Source organism: Lentilactobacillus hilgardii (assembly GCF_009832765.1).
In the GTDB taxonomy this organism is placed as follows: Bacteria; Bacillota; Bacilli; order Lactobacillales; family Lactobacillaceae; genus Lentilactobacillus; species Lentilactobacillus hilgardii.
In genome coordinates this window covers 296846-318126 of record NZ_CP047121.1, presented here as the reverse complement: position 1 = coordinate 318126, position 21281 = coordinate 296846, and the positions used below count along the sequence as shown (strand labels likewise).

General features: G+C 39.5%; 20 protein-coding genes. 6 read left to right on the top strand and 14 right to left on the bottom strand.

Annotation, left to right across the window (positions count from 1 at the left end):
* Positions 1 to 207: 207 nt before the first annotated feature.
* Entirely contained in the window at positions 208 to 603 is a 396-nt protein-coding gene (gene spx / locus GQR93_RS01475; RefSeq protein ID WP_035444249.1) for a transcriptional regulator Spx, read from the top strand.
* Between the two features lie 116 nt (positions 604 to 719).
* Here spx and GQR93_RS01470 read toward each other — a convergent pair whose 3' ends face one another.
* Positions 720 to 2879 carry a YhgE/Pip domain-containing protein gene (locus GQR93_RS01470; RefSeq protein ID WP_003551635.1) on the bottom strand — a complete coding sequence of 720 codons (2160 nt, stop codon included), beginning with the start codon at positions 2877 to 2879 and terminating at the stop codon, positions 720 to 722.
* 350 nt (positions 2880 to 3229) lie between these two features.
* Between GQR93_RS01470 and GQR93_RS01465 the strand changes: the two genes are divergently transcribed.
* Entirely contained in the window at positions 3230 to 3913 is a 684-nt protein-coding gene (locus GQR93_RS01465) for a D-alanyl-D-alanine carboxypeptidase (protein WP_225430373.1), read from the top strand.
* Between the two features lie 31 nt (positions 3914 to 3944).
* On the top strand, positions 3945 to 6113 hold the full coding sequence (locus tag GQR93_RS01460; protein WP_003551629.1) for a YhgE/Pip domain-containing protein: 2169 nt from the start codon (positions 3945 to 3947) through the stop codon (positions 6111 to 6113).
* 130 nt (positions 6114 to 6243) lie between these two features.
* On the opposite strand, the gene ppx is transcribed toward GQR93_RS01460, so the two are convergent.
* From ppx to GQR93_RS01445, 3 genes are read right to left on the bottom strand one after another with little or no spacing between them, the layout of a single operon-like run.
* Positions 6244 to 7188, bottom strand: a complete 945-nt coding sequence (gene ppx / locus GQR93_RS01455) for an exopolyphosphatase (protein WP_003551627.1) — start codon at positions 7186 to 7188, stop codon at positions 6244 to 6246.
* Positions 7188 to 9362: an RNA degradosome polyphosphate kinase gene (locus GQR93_RS01450; RefSeq protein ID WP_003551625.1), complete on the bottom strand. Its 2175-nt coding sequence runs from the start codon at positions 9360 to 9362 to the stop codon at positions 7188 to 7190. The genes ppx and GQR93_RS01450 overlap by 1 nt, the downstream gene beginning before the upstream one ends.
* Positions 9362 to 10903: a Ppx/GppA phosphatase family protein gene (locus GQR93_RS01445; RefSeq protein ID WP_438861237.1), complete on the bottom strand. Its 1542-nt coding sequence runs from the start codon at positions 10901 to 10903 to the stop codon at positions 9362 to 9364. The genes GQR93_RS01450 and GQR93_RS01445 overlap by 1 nt, the downstream gene beginning before the upstream one ends.
* A 212-nt stretch (positions 10904 to 11115) precedes the next feature.
* On the opposite strand from GQR93_RS01445, the gene GQR93_RS01440 reads away from it, so the two are divergent.
* Complete coding sequence (locus GQR93_RS01440) at positions 11116 to 11985, top strand: aldo/keto reductase (protein ID WP_003551622.1); 870 nt, start codon at positions 11116 to 11118, stop codon at positions 11983 to 11985.
* A 127-nt stretch (positions 11986 to 12112) separates the two neighbouring features.
* Here GQR93_RS01440 and GQR93_RS01435 read toward each other — a convergent pair whose 3' ends face one another.
* The 7 genes from GQR93_RS01435 to GQR93_RS01405 form a co-directional block, all read right to left on the bottom strand.
* Complete coding sequence (locus GQR93_RS01435; protein ID WP_003551621.1) at positions 12113 to 12334, bottom strand: hypothetical protein; 222 nt, start codon at positions 12332 to 12334, stop codon at positions 12113 to 12115.
* Between the two features lie 308 nt (positions 12335 to 12642).
* Positions 12643 to 13365 (bottom strand): CPBP family intramembrane glutamic endopeptidase, encoded by a 723-nt coding sequence (locus tag GQR93_RS01430; RefSeq protein ID WP_003551620.1) that lies wholly within the window; start codon positions 13363 to 13365, stop codon positions 12643 to 12645.
* A 116-nt stretch (positions 13366 to 13481) separates the two neighbouring features.
* Positions 13482 to 13640, bottom strand: coding sequence for a bacteriocin (locus GQR93_RS01425; protein WP_003551613.1), 159 nt, complete (start codon positions 13638 to 13640; stop codon positions 13482 to 13484).
* Between the two features lie 254 nt (positions 13641 to 13894).
* Positions 13895 to 14272 (bottom strand): hypothetical protein, encoded by a 378-nt coding sequence (locus GQR93_RS01420; protein ID WP_003551611.1) that lies wholly within the window; start codon positions 14270 to 14272, stop codon positions 13895 to 13897.
* 30 nt (positions 14273 to 14302) lie between these two features.
* Positions 14303 to 14698 (bottom strand): GNAT family N-acetyltransferase, encoded by a 396-nt coding sequence (locus GQR93_RS01415; RefSeq protein WP_003551608.1) that lies wholly within the window; start codon positions 14696 to 14698, stop codon positions 14303 to 14305.
* Positions 14699 to 14700: 2 nt separating this feature from the next.
* The gene (locus GQR93_RS01410; protein WP_225430372.1) at positions 14701 to 15102 is read right to left on the bottom strand and encodes a GNAT family N-acetyltransferase; all 402 of its coding nucleotides are present in this window, start codon (positions 15100 to 15102) and stop codon (positions 14701 to 14703) included.
* A gap of 207 nt (positions 15103 to 15309) precedes the next feature.
* Positions 15310 to 15558, bottom strand: a complete 249-nt coding sequence (locus tag GQR93_RS01405) for a hypothetical protein (protein WP_003551604.1) — start codon at positions 15556 to 15558, stop codon at positions 15310 to 15312.
* 184 nt (positions 15559 to 15742) lie between these two features.
* Here GQR93_RS01405 and GQR93_RS01400 point away from each other — a divergent pair, with 184 nt between their 5' ends.
* Together GQR93_RS01400 and GQR93_RS01395 are read left to right on the top strand one after the other, a co-directional pair.
* Complete coding sequence (locus GQR93_RS01400; protein ID WP_159298622.1) at positions 15743 to 17590, top strand: heavy metal translocating P-type ATPase; 1848 nt, start codon at positions 15743 to 15745, stop codon at positions 17588 to 17590.
* Between the two features lie 87 nt (positions 17591 to 17677).
* The gene (locus GQR93_RS01395) at positions 17678 to 18172 is read left to right on the top strand and encodes a hypothetical protein (RefSeq protein WP_035444246.1); all 495 of its coding nucleotides are present in this window, start codon (positions 17678 to 17680) and stop codon (positions 18170 to 18172) included.
* A gap of 116 nt (positions 18173 to 18288) precedes the next feature.
* Here the strand turns inward: GQR93_RS01395 and GQR93_RS01390 are convergent, their stop codons facing one another.
* The 3 genes from GQR93_RS01390 to arcC form a co-directional block, all read right to left on the bottom strand.
* Positions 18289 to 19080, bottom strand: a complete 792-nt coding sequence (locus GQR93_RS01390; protein WP_003551597.1) for a MurR/RpiR family transcriptional regulator — start codon at positions 19078 to 19080, stop codon at positions 18289 to 18291.
* Between the two features lie 10 nt (positions 19081 to 19090).
* A complete protein-coding gene (gene aguA, locus GQR93_RS01385; protein WP_003551596.1) occupies positions 19091 to 20179 on the bottom strand; it encodes an agmatine deiminase in 1089 nt (362 codons plus the stop codon).
* A 139-nt stretch (positions 20180 to 20318) separates the two neighbouring features.
* The gene (gene arcC / locus GQR93_RS01380; RefSeq protein ID WP_003551595.1) at positions 20319 to 21269 is read right to left on the bottom strand and encodes a carbamate kinase; all 951 of its coding nucleotides are present in this window, start codon (positions 21267 to 21269) and stop codon (positions 20319 to 20321) included.
* Positions 21270 to 21281: the final 12 nt, after the last annotated feature.

Sequence of the window (21281 nt, the reverse complement as noted above, 5' to 3'; positions counted from 1 at the left end):
TAATATGCATAGAAGATAATGATTGTGAACAACTTAATTATTCGTAATTGTTACGGATAAATACCATACAAATTTTTAGAAAGCCTGTAAAATCACTGTTGACAATCCTAACAAATATGATATGATGAATATATCGAATCGTTAGATATCGTGTATCGCATAACTCATGTATTATTGTTAGCTGGTTACAAAGGGGGAAAAGTAACTATGTTGAACTTATATGTTGCTCCAAGTAGTGCTTCCAGTCGTAAAGCTCGTAAATGGCTCGTTGATCACGGGATTGAATTTAAAGAACGTAACATTTCAAGAATCCCGTTAAACGCCGATGAAATCAAACGGATCCTGCGGTTAACCGAGAACGGTAGTGAAGATATTATTTCAACCCGTTCAAATGCTTTCCAAAAACTACACGTCGATTTAGATAATTTAACTGTATCACAATTAATCGATTTAATGGTTAAACATCCTGATTTAATCAGACGCCCATTAATCTTTAATGATGAACAGCTCCAAGTTGGCTTCAGCGAGGAAGATATTCGAAGCTTTCTCCCAAGAAGTGTTCGAGAAGCCAGCCTAAAACAACTTATGGATAGAATTAGTTAAAAAAATCATACACAAAAAGTTCAAGCAGTCGCTGAAAAGTGATCATGCTTGAACTTTTTTACGCTTATTTTTATGTCATCTTTTAGCAATCATGGTTTTACTTACATAATGATTATCTAGCCCATCCCCGTCTTTTTAAAATCATTCAATAGCCTATCAGTATATTTCTTTAATGGCTTCTTGGTCGAAAGCCCAACTGCCAACCCAAGCAGCGACATGCACATTAATACAAAGAAGTCTACAACAACTGTTCCCATATTAGCACCGCCAATCGCTTCACGAAATCCCCCAACACTATATGCAAAGGGAAATAGAGGTTGAAAAATTCGAAAAAGCAGTGGATTTAATTGCGTTGGATACATTGCACCGCTACCGGCCAGTTGAACTGCCATTAGCATCACAATTAATGCCTTTCCTAAATTGCCAAATAATGCTGCCATTGTGTAAACGATGATCGTAAACGTCACCGAGGACATTAGTCCCACCATTAATAGCAAAAAGAAACTGGCAACATGAATATGCAACAAACACATTGAAGATAACAGGATCACCAGTGTTTGAATAAGTGACAGCGTTCCAAAAGTCAAAAGCTTACCCAAATATTCTTCTCGCACCGACAAGCCTCTAAATTGTGCCAACTTGGGTGCTTTTGTGTGCAATACCGCAACAAGCATCGTGCACCCTACCCATATTGATAACGCAATGTAAGTAGGTGCAAAGGCTGCGCCAAAACTATTCACCTTATAAATATCTTCAGATTTAACGGTAAACGGCTGTGCCAAGGCGCTTCCCATCAAATCCGGATTGCTCTGCAAGACTGTAACGATATTTGCAATATTGTTGTCACTGGTCAATTTAAGCCGATTACTCATTGTCATGATGTCATTTTTGTATGAAGCCAGTTGATTTTCCAAATTTCCAGAAGTGTTGGCAACCAATTGATTTCCCTGAATAATCGTATCCAACGATTGATTATTTAATTGCTTAACTTTCTTAAGGCTCCCCAAAACATCCCGAGACGAACCAACAGCTGCCATCAAGTTATAACCAATGTCACTTAGCTGCGCTTTAACTGAATGATTATATTGAGCTAAAGAATGGTTTAATTTCAGAATCATTTCGGAAAAACGATGATTAATTTGCTGCTTTCCCATCATATCCAGCTTGCCATTTTGATCAATGCCTTTTTTTAAGGCATTCAGTTGTTTTTTCTGGGCTTTAGCTAATTGGCTAACGCTAGTCAATGACGTTATTAAATCACTTATCTGGCGAGATTGATTAATCTTTTTAACTGACTGAAGCAACTCTATAAGCGGTCGGATTTGGCCATCTAATAAGTCTACCTGTAAGGATAAGTTACTAACTTTGGCATCCAGATCACTTAAGCTTGCGCTACCAACAGTATGATTTAACTGATTCGTCAATCCCCGCAGTTGTTTAGTACCGGCAGTGAGACTGGCTAGATGATGTCCCAAGTTGCTAAATGAACGATTAAGCGATTTTTTAGCAAGGGAGGATGTCCCTGTCCCCGATGTATTCGATTGATCGTTCAAATTAACATTCTGTGATGCATTAATAACAGGTTTAAATTCCGTAAACGCAACTGCCAACGTATTCGATGTATCACTAATGGCACCAAGTGAGTTGGAAGTTAAGTTCAAGCTGTCCCCAAGCATAATAATCAAATCTTTTAAACTCAAAATTTGAGATTGATGCTCACTGGCCTTTCGACCAACAATATTCAGATATGAGAAGATTGTCCGGTTAACTACATAAATAAATTTTTCCCTTATTTTAGTTACCAGAGTTTTAGCCGCCATGGCAGTAATCTTTGCTCCCATCGGGCTATTTTTAGTATTCGTTTTATACACAAGATGTGCTTTTTGGGGCGTATCGGTCACAATACTGGTTAAATTTTGAGAAAAATCTGTCGGAATTTCAATTTCTGCATAATATGTCCCGTTCCGCAGCCCTTGAGCTGCATGAGATTTACTTGTAAACTTCCATCCAATTTGCTTATTTTTACGTAGATTGGAAACCACTTGGCTTCCAAGATTAACCTGTTTCCCACGAAGATATGTTCCTGAATCCTTATTCACAACTGCAACAGAAATATTATCAACCGCACTTGGTTTATATGGATTCCAAATTGCGCGGACGTTGACAAGTGTGTATAAGCTCGGCAACAGACACAGTACAGTTATTGTAATAAAAGCCGCCCGATATTTAATGATTGCACGTAAATCACGATGATAAACGTTTCTGATATTAGCCATGTCCCTAAACTACCTCTCAAAGTTGTCAATCCCCCCTCTTAAACGATAAAAAAGGCCACAGCAAAACACACCGTTTTGCTTCGGCCCCCATAATAAATATGTAATTACTAACATCCCCATTGTTCGTGTATCGATATGTAAAATTGATACATGAACAATCTATTCTATTCCTTCAAAATTTTGGCTGTTTTCTCACTCAGAATGCACTATAATGATTGTAATGCATCTGTTAACCATTAACAAGCAGCAATCGTTATTGCCATTAATTGTTTGTGACATATCTTTATAATCAACAAAAATCATCTCATTATCAACAATTCGATTATTAATCAATTTTAAGGAAGTTAATCGTGAAAAAAATAATGATAACTGTTCTGTGCACTATTTTGGGAATTTGTTTTTTAAGTGTCCAATCAACTTCGGCCAATACGAAATCGGCCACAGTTATTTCCACTGCTAAGCTGATAAAAGCACCTTATCACGCCGTCAGCGGCTACATCTATCAATCAACATCGTTGACCCATAAACAACATAACGCCGACCATTACCCTCTTACCACATTTTATGCCACTCGATCGGCCAACATCATAAGGCCCAATGGCAACAAAGCTGTTTATAACTACATAAAGAATGGCAATAACCACATTCATGGTTGGATCTGGCGTGGATATCTCGTAAGAGTGATTAATGTTCAAAAACAAAAAGCCGCTATCAACAAGCTTGTCTCACTAATTGATGCATTAACGCCTTTCAGTCATGATAAAGTGACTTCGCTTTTAAAAAATGTTGGTCGGAAAGAATCGCTGAATACGCTATTGTCAACCTTATCAAATCTATCCAGCTCAATTACTGATACTTCCGATATCCAAAAGATCGAAACAATGTATAAGCTTCTAAAGTCCGATGGCCAAACACTCGCCGCTATCTTCCAGAATGGTTTGAAAAAACTTTATACCGGCGTCATCGCACTTCATCAATTTAATAATCAAGTCTTTAAATTGGCAGAGGGATTATTGGCACTCATTCCTGACTAGGCCTATTTAACAACTAATAAGGGGTTTACGTATGGGGACAATCATCACACTTTTAATCAGAGATTTTAAAAACATCGTTCATAGCCGACCAGTGTTGATTACACTGATCGCTTTTTGCATTATTCCCGCACTCTATGCTTTATTAAATATTAAAGCTTCTTGGGATCCATATTCTCCTACAAACACCAGCCGATTGCCAATTGCCGTTATTAATAATGACGAAGGCACGATCATTAATAACAAATCCCTCAACGTTGGCGATCAGGTCATTGAAGAGTTGAAAAAAAACCATGATATTAATTGGATTGTTACCAATGACTGGCAGGGAAACGATGGCCTTGATCAGGGAAAATATTACGCTCTGATTGACATTCCAAATGACTTTTCAAGCCGATTAGCAACGCTCACCACAGGAAGTCCTCAAAAGCCAACGATCATTTACAAATCAAACGAAAAGTTAAACGCGGCTGCTACAATTCTTTCAGAACAGGCAAAGGATACATTAACCCAACGAATTCGCACAAATTTTACAAAAGTGACCGGCAGAGAAATTTTAGAACAGATGAATCTTGTCGGTAAAAAGCTTAATACAAAAAAACCTCAACTTTTGCAAATCAGATCATCGTTACTCAATGCCATTGCTACTATTAACAAAACGAAACACTATTTAAATCGACTGGACAATCACTCTAAAGATGTCCAGGCTTATCTAAAAAATATTAATCGGAACATTCCAAAAATTTCCTCTCAAATTAATAATCTTCAAGCCATTATTAATCACGGAAAATCCCTTAACATGGCAACTCGAAGAACGATTGATTCAGCTAAAGAAAATCTATCAAGCGGATTGGACGGCCTACAATCACAAAATAGTCAGGTTCAATCCATGCTGACAAACACCTCAAATACCCTAACCAATAACGGTAGTCCGTCAGTACTGAAAACTGAAGCAGTGCAGCTAAATGCATTGGATGATGCAATGGTTGATAAAGTTAATAATCAACTGCGTCTGTTGGATGTTGTGAACAATCTGCTTCCAAACAACGGTGCGACATCTCTAATCAAGTCACTTGCATCCGTTAAAGATAAGATTAAGGATCAACAGCAGACAATAACTAAATTGAAGACATCTGCAAATGAAAACGGCGAAAGAGTCAAGATGCGGTCATTGCTTCAGCAACTCATCCAGGAAAACAACCGGCTATCAACTATCATTGATTTGGCTACAACTACATTTAGTGCCGATACCAGTCAGTCATTGGACCAATTAAGTAATACCACTGATAACAGCTTGGATAATGATAATGAGGTTGTCCAAGCATTACAGAGCTTAACCCCTAAACTGAGAGCACTCCAAAGCGCCGGTAATGCTGCCAGTAAACTTTCTTCCGGTAGAATCAATAAGGTTAATAACCGACTGGATGATGTGCAACAAACACTAACAAGTCTAGATAAAAAAGCCGGCTTCATTAATAGCAAAAATTTAACTCAGCTAACCAATATTCTCGAGAAGAATCCCGATTTATCAAACCTGCTATCATCACCTGTCACCTTACAAAGTAAGGAGCTTTATAATCTTGGCAAATTTGGTTATGCAGCCATGCCATTCTATGCAGTCCTTTCAATCTGGGTTGGCATTTTATTATTAACCGCTATTATTACTTGGCGATATAAACTGCCAAACGATAAGCACTTACCCAAACCTAACCTGATTCAGCAGTATGTCGGTAAATTCTTACTATTTCTAAGCTTCTCATTTCTACAAACGACTTTCACCCTTTTCGGTGAAATGCTCATTTTAGGCATCCGTCCCAACAGCCTTTGGGCATTATTGGCAATTGCCTATACAACCACTTTTATCTTTTCTTTGATTTTATTCACACTTGTGTTTCTATTTGGAAATGCAGGCAAGGTTTTCGGTGTTCTCCTGCTTATCGTCCAAATATTTGGAACCGGTGGTATTTATCCATTGCAAACAATTCCTCACGACTTGGCTGATCTAGCCCCACTTCTCCCATTCACCTACGCCATCCGGGGATTTCGGGAAGCACTGGCTGGGCCGGATTGGCAAACCTTTAGCTACCTTATTTTAATATTGGGCATTTTTGGTAGTATTTTCTTACTTCTAACCCCGCTGAAGCGATTCTTTATTCATTCAGTAAGAATGTTGGAGGAAGGTATGAAACGATCAAAGCTTTGACAGCAAAGTGACTTGATACAACATATTCAGATAATCACCATAACAAAAAGGTCAGGACAATTTTTGCCCTGACCTTTTTAAATAAAAAATATCAAATTCTAGTAAACACGAATAACTATCTAAAATTAATTTATTTAGTCGCAACATTCTCTTTCAAAACATCATGCAACCGTTCAAATAAAATACCTTCTCTTAAACCACTGGTTGAAAATGTAATTCTATCCGAATCCAGATAATTCATCAGGAAAATAACCGGGATCAACCCACCGACAATAATATCGGCTCGATCCTTACTAATACCCGGTACCTGTTTTCGACCGTCTAAATCATGGCTCACGATATCCTCGAAAGTATCGTTGACTTGGGTATCGCTTAACTGATAGCCATGTATATCATCAATATCAAGAAAATTATTACGACGTCGATTAATTTTAGCTAACGTTCGATTACTGCCGCCAAGCCCGATAATCGGTAAGTTCAAACCGTTTTTCAGCCACCAGACACTTTGAAAAATTTCATTAACGAAAATAACTGCCTTGAAAAGCTGTTCAGGTAATATCTTATCCCCCAGATTAAACTTGGACGATAATGTGACGGAACCAATAGGGATACTGATCAGGTTAGCTACTTTACCGTTCTGAATCAGAATAATTTCAGCACTGGCACCACCTGTATCAATAATAACCCCATTCGTTGCCGGCAAGGTTTCACTCACACCGACATAGTCATAATAGGCCTCTTGCGCACCAGAAATCACTTCCAGTTTAATCCCAATTTCAGATTTGACTTTTTTCAGGAACTCTTTTTGATTGGTTGCTTGACGAACCGCTGCCGTGGCAACTGCCTTCATTTTTAGGTTCTCAAGCTTTGAATAAACCTCTTTAAATGACCGAAGTGCAGCTAATGTCCGTTCAATTGCATCCGGTTGAAGAATTTTTTCAGGCCCCATGTTTTCAGAAAGCCGAACGTATTCTTTCATCTGAGTCACATTATCATACGTACCATCTTCATTAATACGGCTAACTGTCATTCGAACCGAGTTGGAACCCAAATCTATTACGGCAAAGTTTTCCATTATTCTTCATTTCCCCCATCCTGGTCTTCATCACTTAACGGGTCAGGCTGGTTTTCAGGACTCATCATTGGTTGAAATTGATTTGAATTCGGCTTACGCGATTCAGATTGTTGTTCTTCCGCTAATTTAGTCGCCTGCTTTGCAAAATAGTCTTGGGAGCTTAGCGGTGCCCGCCCTCTACGGTCGACCCGCTTATAAGTCCCATCAGCATCTAATACCCGTGTCTTGACATTATCTTCCCACATTGTGCTATAGATATCCAATACTCTTTGTGTTAAATCAGACTGTTCAACCGGGAATAGCTGTTCAACACGGCGATTTAGGTTTCGCGTCATTAAATCGGCAGATGACAGATAAACCTGATTTTCACCATCAAAGTCAAAAATATAAATCCGACTATGTTCCAAGAAACGACCAACAATTGAATGTACTTGGATAGTATCACTAATACCTTTAATACCGGTCTTTAAGCAACAAATCCCCCGAACAATCAGATCAATTTGAACCCCCGCATGTGACGCCTCATACATTTTTGTGATCATATCCTTGTCCGAAAGTGAATTCATCTTCATCCGAACATGAACCGGTCGACCTGCTTTGGCATATTCAATTGCCTGATCCAATCGATCGGTAATAAACTCCCGAATCCCTTTTGGTGAAATGTGCAATTTATGGAAGTACGGAGGCCGTGAATACCCGGATAACATATTAAAGATATTGGTAACGTCAATACCAATGTCGTTGTTTGCCGTCAATAAACCAATATCAGTGTAAAAATGGGCTGTCACATCATTATAATTACCCGTTCCCAAATGAACATACCGCCGAATACCGCTTTCCTCACGGCGAACAACCAATGATAATTTAGAATGTGTCTTTAGGCCAACTAAACCATAGATAACGTGGCAACCCATTCTTTCAAGCTGTCGTGCCCAATGAACATTATTTTCCTCATCAAAACGAGCCTTAACTTCAACCAGTACAGTTACCTGCTTGCCATTTTGCGCAGCTCGTCCTAGATACTTAATGATTGGGGAGTTTCCGGAAACCCGATAAAGTGTCATTTTAATAGCTAAAACCGCTTTATCAATAGAAGCTTGTCTAATAAACTCAACCACTGAATCAAATTTATCATAAGGGTGCTGCATCAACCAATCATGTTTTTGAATGGCCTCAAAAATATTATGATCCGAGTTGAGTGCCTCGGCTTGATAAGCCTTGAAAGGCGGGTATTTCAAATCATCGTGGCCGGTCACTGCACTGGCTAATTTGCCTAAAAAGGTTAAATCGATTGGTCCATTGACTTCATAAACAGAATCTTCATCAGTTTCCAGCTCACGAACCAAGCGTTTACGTAATTTTTTACTAATATCCGAATCAACTTCCAAGCGGATGACTTGCCCGTGTTCTCGAAGCTTAAGTTGTTGTTGAACCTTTTTTAAAAGATCGGACGTATCTTCTTCGGCGACATCCAGATCCATGTCCCGAATGACCCGGAAAGTGGAAACCTCTTGAATATCATAGTTAATAAAGAGTTGATCAACAAACTGCTTAACAATGTCTTCCAATAAAATAAAATCATTATCGGCTCCCGGTAGTTTAACAACACGTGGGAAAATACTAGGTACCTGTAAAGTGGCATATAGTGACTTGTCATTTTCCTTTTTACTTAGCCTTAACGATAAATTCAGTGTATCATTACTGATAAATGGAAATGGTCGAGAACTGTCATCTGCCATAGGTGTCAGAACGGGGTATAACTCGTCGTGAAAATACCCCTTAATATACTGATATTGTTCTTCACTTAAATCTGTCACTTTCAATAACCGAATACCGACTTGTTTGATGGCTGGAAGAATAATTCGATTCAGGGTTGTATATTGCTTGATCAGTTGCTCATGGGCCTTATCATTAACAGCCTTTAATTGTTGTTCAGCGGACAATCCCGAGGCATCCTTGCCATCCCATTTAACCTCAATCAATTTAGCAAGTGACGCAACCCGGACCATCACAAATTCGTCCATGTTGCTTTGTGTAATTCCCAAGAACTTCACACGCTCCAGTAACGGATTGTTTTTATCACGTGCTTCTTCAAGAACCCGATCGTTAAAATCCAACCAACTAAGCTCCCGGTTAGTATAATAACGCGGATCTTCATAATCAATTTTTGCCATTAGTCTTTCACCCCTCTTTGTTTGAGTACAGCTTTAAGCCCATACGCTTCTTTGAAGAATTGGCTTTTGGAGTTAAAAATCCAGTTTTCATAAGCAAGATTAGCGTTGCTGTAAACTGTTATCACAACACTATGAGTCTTAATTGAGACTGAGATTTTCTTGATCTTTTGCTGTCGATCATCGTCCAAAGCATCAGCTAAACGCAAGATAGCTGCCAATTTAGCAATCAGGCGCCGATTTTCTGCAGAAATTTGACTAAAATGGCTTAGATCTTCGCTCGGTGTCGTTGAACTATGATATCGCGCAACAGCTGCGATAATTGATCGTTCAATTCTTGACAGGCCAATAATATCGGAATGACGAATAATATATTCAGAATGAATATAATGCTCATGAATACCCACATAGTTACCAACATCATGAAGAATAGACGCAACTTGAAGCAATACTCGTTCGCGGGGACCGAGCATATGCAATGGTTTTAATTGGTCAAATAAATGCATTGCAAATCTTGTAACCAGATCTCGATGGATCGGTTCAACATCGTAATGGTCAGCCAAATTCACAGCCATTGTAATGGTTTGATGGGTAAAGTCATCTTTGGAATACCCAAGCGTAACAGCCTCGTTATTGACCAGGCCATCAACGATTCCAGAGTCTGAAAAGCGGATTTCCTTTGCGTTAGTCAATTGAATGACCCGGCGAATCAGCAGTAATTCCGGCAAAATCAATGGTACCGAATCTTCATTAACCTCCAATTGTTCAATCAGATATTGATCCGAAGCATCAACGATATCATCAACCAATGCCTCAAACGCATTCACATCTATCGACATCAATGAATGATCTTTTTCATAATGACTGACCAGGCTCTTAATCGGGGACGTCCCTAATAAGAATATTTTGGTTGGATCCGGTTTCTTCACAAAGCTGGCAGGCTTGCCCATATCAAAATCATTTAGCTTACTATCAATATAATCATTTAGGACACCAATTGAGTTTGGCGCGGATTGCCGCAAACTCTGTAAATCCTCAGCAATTTTAATCGGACCAAGTGCAAAGTTAGTCGAGGTCACGAATTTCCCATCATCGAATTGCGTAATCGATGTGTTCCCAGATGTAATACCAACTAAGTAAACAATCCCGTGACTCACCTTTTTAGAATCTTTAAACGAAAGAGAAAGATCTTGATTTCGATAGTAAGCCTCTTCACTCATTGACAGCCATCGAATTTCAAGTCCGGTATGCATAAAGAGCTGATCAGCAATAAAATCAGCATTTATTGCCTGAGAAAGGGCCTGGCTTCCCCATAATTCATAATTTTCAACACCATAATCATGAAGAATCTGGACAAAGCCAGTTAAAGCTTCAGCCACTTTACTGACAATCTCGTATTGAACTCGGTGATCGTGATAAATATCATCACTTAGATTAATCTCCTTTGTCACTCGTTCAATTGTCTTACGCGTTTTCAGATTAACAATTAACAGCTCCACACCAGAAACGTTAACCATGATTGCTCCGAAATATTTTTGAGCCATATCGACATTCTCCCATTTAGACATTGTTTTTCGTCATTAATATTCTTTTATGCTAGTATACAATATTTTTTTAGTCATTGAATCATAGTTGCCACAAAATATATGCAACTTTTACATCGTAAATCAAACTTTTACAGACTCTCTATTTATCGTTCGTATGTAAATCGTTTAGAATGTAGTTGTATCAAATTATTTAGAAAGAAGTGGCGTTAATGACAGATTTAAATGCAGCAAATTCCGGCACATATGAATTTGATAATCACTTTAAGATTAACCGCCTTGGTTACGGCACCATGCAGTTAACCGGATCAGGTACTTGGGGACCTTATAAAGATCCAAAACAAGCAGAAGCCGTCGTTGTTCGGGCAACCGAACTTGGCATCAACTTCTTTGATACTGCCGATTCATATGGTCCATGGTTTGCCGATCGTTATTTGGCAGCCGGTTTAAGAAAGGCTGCCAACCGTGATCAGATTTTTATTTCCGATAAAGTTGGTCAAACCCGTCAAGGCCCCGGCATTTGGACACCCCATGGTGAGCCAAACTACCTACGCCAACAAGTTGAAGTTTCCATGATGACACTTGGGATTGACCATGAAGATCTCCTATTCCTTCACCGAATTGACAGTCACTTCTCGGTTGCCGATCAAGTTGGTGAGCTCAAAAAGATGCAGGATGAAGGTAAGATCAAGCATATCGGTTTGAGTCAGGTAACCGTTGATCAGATTAGGGAAGCCCAAAAGTACGCTCAAATTGATGCCGTTGAAAATCTATATAACGTTGCCAATCATCAGGACGATGACGTTGTAGATTATGCCGAATCACAGCATATGGCATTTGTACCTTGGTTTCCGTTAAATACCGGGAAATTAACCGGTGGTGACAGTCCGTTAAGCGCAATCGCAAAGAAATATGGCGTTTCTGAAGCCCAGATTGCATTAGCCTGGCTCTTGAAACGATCACCAAATATTTTGCCAATTCCGGGAACTTCTTCTATTCAACATTTGGAAGATAATGTTGCGGCCGCAAATGTCAAATTGAGTGATAATGACTTTGAAAAGTTGAGTCACTTGTCAAATTAGCCGATTAAAAGAAGTGCAAACCGGACTCCTTTTAAGTTTCCGATAGTCGGATCAAGCGAAGCATTAATCAAACCCGAGATTAGCAAAAATAAGGGGCTGGGAGTGACAAACTCTCAACCTCTTATTTTTATCCTAAAAACTGATGAATCGGAAACCTTTTCTGTTTGATTTTAAAAAAGGTTATGACACCATCAATTAAAATAAGTGCCATCCCACTAATCAGTAACAGCATATTAATTGAAATCAACTGTCCGGCTTCCCATAATCGAACAAATTCAACGATTCCAAGTAGTAACAAAATATAATGGATGGTTAATCGCCTGTAACGCTGTGCAACTTTAGTTAACATATTTTTTGGATTAAGATGTTATGCTTGATGGATAATTCTTAATCTTCCCTCCCTGCTCATGTCATTTTTCCGGCACATCACTTATTTACCCTTTACTTTATCACTCAAAATTATATACGTGAATCATTACCGTTAATTTTGATTTAATTCAATTGATTTGATTTCTCTGACACTCTTTTGAAGTGAAACCAACCATTTTAACTTGCTATTTTGGCAAACCAAAGTACCACTCCCACTACTGCAATTTCCAAAACCACAACTATCCCAATAGCTATAAACGAAGATGAAAAGAAAAATCCAAACGTGACCTACACATTATTCGCCACGTGCAACAGAATCGACGTTAATAATCGTCCTGTTTTCATATAAGCAAACCCCAAAATCATCCCCATCACAAAGTAAATTAAGTATTGAGGAATGTTGGCTGTCTCATGGAAAAGCGCAAAAACGGCAGCACTTGCGATAATCGGTAACCAAAAAAGATTGTCTTTGAAAATCAGATTAATAAAGAGTCCCCTGAAAATCAATTCTTCAAGGATTGGTGAAACAATAACCACCATTAACACAAAACCGACAGCGGTATTAGCATTAATACTTTGTTCCAGCATAGTTTGATTTTCAGTTGTGGGCACCACCAAGTCGGAAAGGGCAGAAAACAACACAATCCCAATTAATGATACCGCGAAGACTTTAAATACCTGCTTGAAGTCCACATCACGCCCTGCAATCCGGACACTCGACGTCATAACTTCTTGATAAGATTTAAAAGCAAATCTTATTGCAACCGTTGCGGTTATGGCTATAAACAGGATGAAAAAAATCATAAACGCCCATGATCTTCCGTGAATCGCCTGTCCAAAAGGAAGAGGGATACTGACGATCTGATATAGCAAAAAAGAAACGATGAGATAAAACAACGTATGGTAAATTGAAGTTGATTTAAAATAGTGTCTTTCCTTTTGATGATTGGTTTTGGCGTTCAGCAGCCCCTTTTTATCGGCCGAGTTCATTGTTTTTCGTTCTTTTTGCATCCTAATATCTCCTTGTCTTTTTCGATGTATCACTATATGTAACGCTCCTTATCACTGACTTTAATGACCAAAAGCGTTTATTATAACCACACTTAATAATGAGTTTCTTAATTGATCTAGCAAAAAGTCTTTTTAAATCCTTTCATAAAATCATCTATCCAGCTTTTCTTTTCATGGTGCCGATATCGGGTAACGCCTCCGCTTATGTGTGAAAGCTCATCAGCTGATAATTCCTCATAACGTTGACTCATATTTTCCTTTTCTTGATTAAACATCGAACCGCTCCCTTTGCTTTGATGATTTCAGGTTAAACGTCGAAACATCATTAAGTCAATAGACTCATTGTCTATAAAATGCAGACATGCTTTTTACCAATGTCTAAGAATGGTAGCATTTCCTACGCAACGCTAAAATGGCTGTTCCTTGGTCACGAAGGATTTATTGATCGAGAACCGGAAACCATTAATGATTAAACAATCGGATACTAAAAGTAGCACCACCTTCAACCAATCTGAAGGTGATGCCACTCTTATTCAATGCTTTTTTGTTTTACTCTTTTGTACTCGGACAACAGTTCATCCGGATTACTAACTGTTAAAAATAAATAATCATATTTTTCGTTAGTTAAAGCCACAAACAAAATATGTTCATTGCCGGATACATTTAAGTACGATCTCTTGTGGTTGCCATAAAAGGTTCCGACTTGTTTCCAAGGTAATCCCAGTCCAGGTGTCCGAAATTGGACCACCCGCCATTTACCATCCTGGTTTAGCTGTTTGCGGTTTTCAATTGTCATATCGGAAACGTGGTCTAAAGGAATGATTAAGCGGTTTTTAAATCCCCATAATTTATCCATTCCCGTTATCGTAACGGTTAACTGATTATTGTTAATTTGAATGTCGTTCATTTTTTAATCGTCCTCCACGTTAATCAACGCTTAGTATTTTCGCGGCCGTTTAAATCCTGAATCAATCTGTTCGAACCCGATTTTTGGATAATAGCCAACTGCTGACGGTGCTGCTGCCAAAACTAGTGAAACAGTTGAGCCAAGGTCCCGGTGAATCTTTTTAACTAATTTACGACCAATGCCCTGCTTTTGATAATCCTTTTTAACTGCCAAATCTGATAAATAACAGCAATACGCTTCATCGCTAAAACCGCGGGCAACGCCGACCAACATGTCGTTATCCCATGCCGTATACAGCAAATTGGCATTATTTATCATTCGTTTTATCCTATTTATATCAGCTGTTGGCCGTTTAATCCCCGAATCATCAAATAGATCAGCGAGTTGTTTTGGACTAATGACTGCAGTCGCGGAATAAATAATCATTTTTAAGCCTCCCGGTGAATTCGAAACATATGATCAACTTGTTGATAACCGACTTCTGAATAAAAGCCGATTGCCTCCGGATCAGCTCTTAACGTGACTGCCACTCGTTCACCAAGATAATCATGAATGCTTTGCAAAAGTCGTTTTTCCATTCCTTGACCACGATAATCCGGTAAAATCACAATCTCACTCAAGTAGCAGCTATATTCGAAATCAGTCAGACAACGCGCCATCCCGATTAATCGATCGTCATCCCTCAGGGTAACCAGTAGTTGCGTATGGTCCAGCATCATTTGTAATCGCTTTGGATCATCATCGAGTTTCTCCTGTGCAAAATCTGCCGTTTTGTATAACCCTAATAGTTCCTTTAAAGTCAATTGCTTATTAAATTCAACTTTGATCATAACGCAGTCAATACCTCCAAAATGATATTTTTGAGTCATAAATAACTTATCCGTACAACTAACCGGATGAATTGGTTTTCTTCATTATCGGCGTGTTGATGCCGCTTGTCCAGAAGATTAAAGAGGATAGTTATCATTGACTTAAACACAATGTCTAATGATAACTATCCTCAAAAATGACACTTGATCATATTAAGTGTCCGCCTATTATAAGCCACTGCCTGCAAAACCGACTTTTTTCATCAACTCTTTTTGCATTTCAGCCTGAATCTTCTCAATCGACTCACCATTTTTATCTAAGAACTCACCAAAACTTTTTTGATCAATATTAAGTGTCCGATCCTTTAGGCTGCCGGTAGTCTGAATCTTATCGTCCCTAATCCAGCGACTAATCAAATTCTGGTCAGCACTAATACCCCGTTTTTGCGCAAATTTAATTGCTTCTTTAATTGTCATTAAAGACACTTCCTTTCACTAAGCAATTCACCTGAAGTCTACGCCCTTATCCGTTGCAATACAAGCTTACGACCTGATACAGCAATAGTTTTGCTCACAAGTGAGCGTTATGGTCGACCTTCTACTTTAGAATTGTTATAATCTAGGTAGAGATACTTGATTTTTAGAATGGAGGTAACCAATCATGACTCAGTTAACAAACTATTGGCGGCTTATTGGCGTCTTTCTAGTGAGTGCCTTGGCTTTGATATGTCAATTTATACTTGGCTTGCCACAATATGCCCAAATAATAATCTCAATTTTAGGATCATTCATTGCACTACTCATGTTCATAGATATGATTAAGACCCTCCGTTCCGGTAAATTCGGTGTCGATTTACTGGCAATCACGGCTGTTATTGCTACCATTGCCGTGGGTGAGTACTGGGCTGCCATGATTGTCCTGTTAATGCTGACCGGTGGCGATGCACTGGAAGACTACGCCGCAAATAAAGCCAATTCCGAGTTGAAATTGTTAATCGAAAATTCTCCCAGTTCGGCTCATCTTATGATTAACGAAACCATTAACGATGTTAATATTGATGCCGTTAAAATTGGGGATCGCCTGTTGGTTAAGCCAGGTGAAATCATCCCCGTTGACGGCACAATCACTGAAGGAACGATCACCATTGACGAAGCTTCATTAACAGGCGAATCGCGTCCCGTAGACAAACAAATCGGTGACCACGTGATGTCAGGTGCAATTAACGGTGATGCCTCTTTTAAAATGATTGCGGATAAGACGGCTGATAATAGTCAGTATCAAAACATTATTCGCTTGGTCAAGCAAGCAGAAGAACAACCTGCTCATTTTGTTCGTTTAGCTGACCGTTATGCCGTTCCATTCACACTGGCTGCCTATTTAATTGCCGGAGTTGCCTGGTATCTGTCAGGTGATCCGGTTCGATTCGCCGAAGTCCTCGTTGTGGCATCACCTTGTCCATTAATTCTTGCCGCCCCGATTGCATTGGTTTCGGGAATGAGTCGCGGCAGTCGAAACGGTATCATTGTTAAAAGCGGAACGATTATCGAAAAACTGGCCAGGGCCAAGACGTTTGCATTTGATAAAACCGGAACGATCACTAAAGGCCATTTAACCGTTGATCATGTCTTCGGCACAAATGGTTATACACCGGATCAGGTCTTACAGTTGGCCGCAGGAGCAGAACAACAATCCAACCATATTTTGGCCCGTTCATTGGTGGCAGCCATTCCGGATAAAATTCCCATTGCCAAAAACGTTAAAGAAACCACTGCTGAAGGTGTTTCGGCAACAATCGACAACCAACTGGTAAAAGTCGGAAAAGCAGAATTTGTCTCAACTGACCCTATCAAGAAAATCGATCAAACAACCGTTTACGTGTCGGTTAATGATACTTATGCGGGGTATGTCAGCTTCTCAGATGAGTTGCGTCCGGAAGCCAAGGGCGTTATGACGAGGCTTCATCAACTTGGCGTCAAACAAATCATGATGATTTCTGGTGACCGTCAGCCGATTGCCCAACAGATTGCTGATAAAGTCGGGATCGATAAAGTATATGCAGAAAAATTACCAAAAGAAAAAATTGCCGTTCTTGATCAATTAGATGCCAACGATCGTCCGGTTTGTATGGTTGGTGATGGTGTAAACGACGCACCCTCGCTTGCAGCAGCGGATGTCGGGATCGCAATGGGCGCCCATGGATCAACTGCCGCAAGTGAATCTGCAGATGCAGTTGTCTTAAAGGATGACTTGAGTCTTGTCAGCAAAGCCGTTGCCATCTCAAAGGAAACAATGAGTGTTGCCCGTCAGTCCGTTTTAATCGGAATTGCGATTTGTTTAATCTTAATGATCATTGCCAGCTTTGGCGTTATTCCGGCTATTATCGGGGCCCTTTTTCAAGAAGTCGTCGATACAGTCACTATTCTATGGGCCTTAAGAGCTCGAATTGATAAGCAGGATAATGTTCATTCAGATCCCGGAACGGGTAAAAAGCAAGCATTAAATGTTTAAGCTGTGATAGAATCGATTTGTTCTATATTTTGGAATTCGAAATGGCTATAATGTAATAAAATGATTTAAATACGAGGAGAAATGCTTATGACAGCAACTATCGTTCTTGATAGATTCAATATTTATAACGATCGTGACTTAACGTTGAATAAAGTCACAGAGACTTCTAGAATGGTTGAAGATCCTCCCTTTTTTCAGATTCGTTTTTACGTGAGTAGCCCATATTTTTCTGAAGATATGAATGGTAACAACCAACTCGCCAGAAAATATCGTCGTTTATTTAACAAATTAAAAGCTGACTTTGCAAAAGTAAACGCGCCTATTTTTGATAGTCCAGATAATTATCCCACTGGATTTGAGTCTCTGGCACAGGTCGATCAAGTCGTTAAAGATTTGCAAAAAGCAATTCAATCTAAAATTGTCATCCCAGGCAAAATCGAACTAAACACAATTGAACTTTTAGGCAATTGGGAAGTTTATAGTGGTAATGAAGAAACAGAGCTGGCACAGGAATTAAATCGTCAAACGAATGCCGAAGTAGCCCAATGGTTTAAAGATAACCATATTGATCCAAACGTTTAATTTGATATAATCCAAGTAGTATCGGAAACGAAAGTCTACAATAATTACTTTCAAAAAGATCCTGATAAATCATTTCAGATGATTTGCCAGGATCTTATTTTTGGATGATCAATTGTTTAGTAGTCTTCTTTATTTTTTTTATATTCCAAATATTGATACAACAATAGTTCCATAATCACAATCAGCGATACATGGGATGTCATATCCACACTATTAATTTTCAATTCATCGGTAAACAGGTACAAATTTTCATCACTCATATTTTGAATAGTGTTGTTGTTAGCTCCCGTGATGGAAACCAATGATGCAAACTGGGTATTGCTTTTCAGATTCTGAATAAGCTGGATCAGTTCATCATCTTCACCCTCATAGTCGAACACAAAAATGATGTCGTTTTGATCAATATTTCGATACGCCAGTTTTCGTTGCTCATAGTTCTTGGGAAAAATGACAATGAAATCGTTTAACGTGTACAAGTACTCAATATAGTCCGTTGTGTACTTACTGAACCCCTTGGCATAAAAATATAACTTGGGATGCTTATCCATTTGTTGGCAGATCTTCAACAACTTTCGTTCATCCAAGACTCGAACCGTTTCTTCGATATTTTTCAAATACTCATTTCGATACTGGGATTGTTTTTCAACGAACGTGACATCGCTATCCGCCTTCTTATCACTGTTTAAAACCGTGTATTTAATCACCGTACTAAATTCACTATAGCCGGAAAAACCAATCTTGCGGACAAATCTTAAAAACGTGGTTGTTGAGACAAAACACGCTGCCGCCACTTCTCTAATACTCTTATTTTGAATTTCAGCCATATGCTTAATGACGTAATCAAGCAGCGTGTACTCATTTTTAGTCAATTTTTCCACGTATGGTTTGATAATTTCAAAAAAGTTCATTTAAATCCCTCTAGTCCGGAACACCTAATACGATTGAATGAATATTACCGCCGCCAAGCAGCAGCTCACGAGCGTATACGGGTTCGATTTTTCGATCAGGAAATAGTTTTTGATACTGATCTATTGCTTCCTGATCATGTTGATCCCCAAAAATAGGTAAAATAACAGCATTATTAGCCAAATAACAATTAATATAAGAAGCCGTTAACCGATCTCCGGCATATCTTGGTAAGAGGCCGTTAACCGGGTCGACACCCTGACTTTCTTCTTCAGTAGCCAATAACGGTCGAGGCAGGCTCACTTTATGCACCTTCAGCTGCCGCCCCATTGCATCGGTCGCCTGACTTAAAATTTTAAAAGCTTGGTGGGTAATCGCAAACATTGGATCAGTTCGATCCTCTGTCCAATTCAAGGCCACCTCACCTGGGCGAATAAAATTGACCAGATTGTCAACATCCCCGTTGGTTTCGTCCATGAAGTACCCTTGTTCCAACCAGATAATCTTAGAAACATTTAAATCCTTTTTTAAAATTTCCTCGACATCCGCCCTTTTAACTTCACCATTTCGTCCTTCGGAAAGAACCGACTCCTCAACGGCCATTAGTGTTCCCTCACCATCAGTTTGGTAGCCGCAGCCTTCAAGAACAAAGTCGACGTCATAATAATCAAACCGGTCCAAGTCAGTTACTTTCTTAGCGACCAGGTTATCCTGATCCCACGGGAAGTATAAACCGTCAATTAGGCCACCCCAGGCATTGAATTGCCAGTTAACCGTCCGAACTTGATCATGGTGATTGATTAAATAAGCGGGGCCAATGTCTCTCATCCACGCATCGTTATAACTCATTTCAATCACGCGAATGGATTCCGGCAGCACATCACGGGCATGCTGATATTGCGATTGGGAAACCAGCATAGTCACGGGTTCATATTGGCTCACCTTAATGGCTACTTCGGCAAACGTCTTTTGGGCCGGCTTTGCGCCCTCACGCCAGTTATCGCTTCTCTGTGGCCACATCATATAAGACTGTTGATGCTGATGCCACTCGGGTGCCAGATAATAACCATCCTTTTGTGGATTTGAATTTTTGATTTTCATTTTCTTACCTCGACTACTTTCTAATCCAATTTTATCATGTTCTCTTTACGGATAGACAAAAAATTAGGAGATCGGCCACTCAAGCAGCGATCTCCTAATTGATAATCTCTTGATGATTTAAATGAACCTGTTAATCTGCTTAAACGCTCACACGCTGTTTGACAATCGTGGTGCCCTCAGTGCCCTTAATAATGTTTTGAACATCCTCAAGAGCACCGATAACAGCTGGATTACCGGTATTACGAACAAAGTCCACCGCTGCTTTTACCTTAGGCATCATACTGCCCTTGGCAAACTCGTCAGCATCAATATGAGCTTGAACCTCGTCAACGCCCACTTTTTTGAGTTCCTGCTGATTTGGCTTACCGTAGTTGTAGAAGACACCGCCAACCGAAGTTAAAATAATTAACTTGTCGGCATCGACCAATTGGGCAATTTTAGAAGCACTAAAATCTTTATCGATAACCGCTTCGGTACCTACTAATCGATTGCCTTTCCTCACAACGGGAATGCCACCGCCACCGGAGACAATTGGAATAATACCGGCATCCACAACCTGTTTAATGGCGTGATACTCATTAATTTCCAAAGGTTTGGGTGAAGCAACAACCCGTCGATAGCCACGACCGGCATCTTCAACAATTTCCCAATCAGGGTGTTGGGCCTTTAACTCGGCAACCTCATCGGCCTTGTAGAAGGGACCGATTGGTTTTGAAGGATTTTGAAATGCCGGATCATTTTCATCAACAATGGTTTGGGTCACAATTGAAATAACATCCTTGTTAATGCCACTATCCAATAATGCTTCTTTCATGGCATTTTGAAACCAGTAACCGATGGATCCTTGAGTCATCGCCCCACAGGTGTCCAATGGCATCGCCGGATTTTCATTACTGTCGGAAGCAATCTGTTGGAGTAACAGGTTACCGACTTGGGGACCGTTACCATGGGTAATGATCAATTGATCACCGTTTTTAATAAAGTTAACCAACTCTTTGGCTGTTTCTTTAACAGCCTTCATCTGAGCCTTTGCGGAGGCATCCTTTGAAAGGATCGCATTTCCCCCAAGGGCAACGACAACTTTTGCCAAATTAAATTCCTC

Excerpts from the sequence above, each read along its gene's own strand:
- spx (WP_035444249.1), top strand. The coding sequence starts at position 208 with ATGTTGAACTTATATGTTGCTCCAAGTAGTGCTTCCAGTCGTAAAGCT.
- GQR93_RS01470 (WP_003551635.1), bottom strand. The coding sequence starts at position 2,879 with ATGGCTAATATCAGAAACGTTTATCATCGTGATTTACGTGCAATCATT.
- GQR93_RS01460 (WP_003551629.1), top strand. The coding sequence starts at position 3,945 with ATGGGGACAATCATCACACTTTTAATCAGAGATTTTAAAAACATCGTT.
- ppx (WP_003551627.1), bottom strand. The coding sequence starts at position 7,188 with ATGGAAAACTTTGCCGTAATAGATTTGGGTTCCAACTCGGTTCGAATG.
- GQR93_RS01450 (WP_003551625.1), bottom strand. The coding sequence starts at position 9,362 with ATGGCAAAAATTGATTATGAAGATCCGCGTTATTATACTAACCGGGAG.
- GQR93_RS01445 (WP_438861237.1), bottom strand. The coding sequence starts at position 10,903 with ATGGCTCAAAAATATTTCGGAGCAATCATGGTTAACGTTTCTGGTGTG.
- GQR93_RS01440 (WP_003551622.1), top strand. The coding sequence starts at position 11,116 with ATGACAGATTTAAATGCAGCAAATTCCGGCACATATGAATTTGATAAT.
- GQR93_RS01435 (WP_003551621.1), bottom strand. The coding sequence starts at position 12,334 with ATGTTAACTAAAGTTGCACAGCGTTACAGGCGATTAACCATCCATTAT.
- GQR93_RS01430 (WP_003551620.1), bottom strand. The coding sequence starts at position 13,365 with ATGCAAAAAGAACGAAAAACAATGAACTCGGCCGATAAAAAGGGGCTG.
- GQR93_RS01425 (WP_003551613.1), bottom strand. The coding sequence starts at position 13,640 with ATGTTTAATCAAGAAAAGGAAAATATGAGTCAACGTTATGAGGAATTA.
- GQR93_RS01420 (WP_003551611.1), bottom strand. The coding sequence starts at position 14,272 with ATGAACGACATTCAAATTAACAATAATCAGTTAACCGTTACGATAACG.
- GQR93_RS01415 (WP_003551608.1), bottom strand. The coding sequence starts at position 14,698 with ATGATTATTTATTCCGCGACTGCAGTCATTAGTCCAAAACAACTCGCT.
- GQR93_RS01410 (WP_225430372.1), bottom strand. The coding sequence starts at position 15,102 with ATGATCAAAGTTGAATTTAATAAGCAATTGACTTTAAAGGAACTATTA.
- GQR93_RS01405 (WP_003551604.1), bottom strand. The coding sequence starts at position 15,558 with ATGACAATTAAAGAAGCAATTAAATTTGCGCAAAAACGGGGTATTAGT.
- GQR93_RS01400 (WP_159298622.1), top strand. The coding sequence starts at position 15,743 with ATGACTCAGTTAACAAACTATTGGCGGCTTATTGGCGTCTTTCTAGTG.
- GQR93_RS01395 (WP_035444246.1), top strand. The coding sequence starts at position 17,678 with ATGACAGCAACTATCGTTCTTGATAGATTCAATATTTATAACGATCGT.
- GQR93_RS01390 (WP_003551597.1), bottom strand. The coding sequence starts at position 19,080 with ATGAACTTTTTTGAAATTATCAAACCATACGTGGAAAAATTGACTAAA.
- aguA (WP_003551596.1), bottom strand. The coding sequence starts at position 20,179 with ATGAAAATCAAAAATTCAAATCCACAAAAGGATGGTTATTATCTGGCA.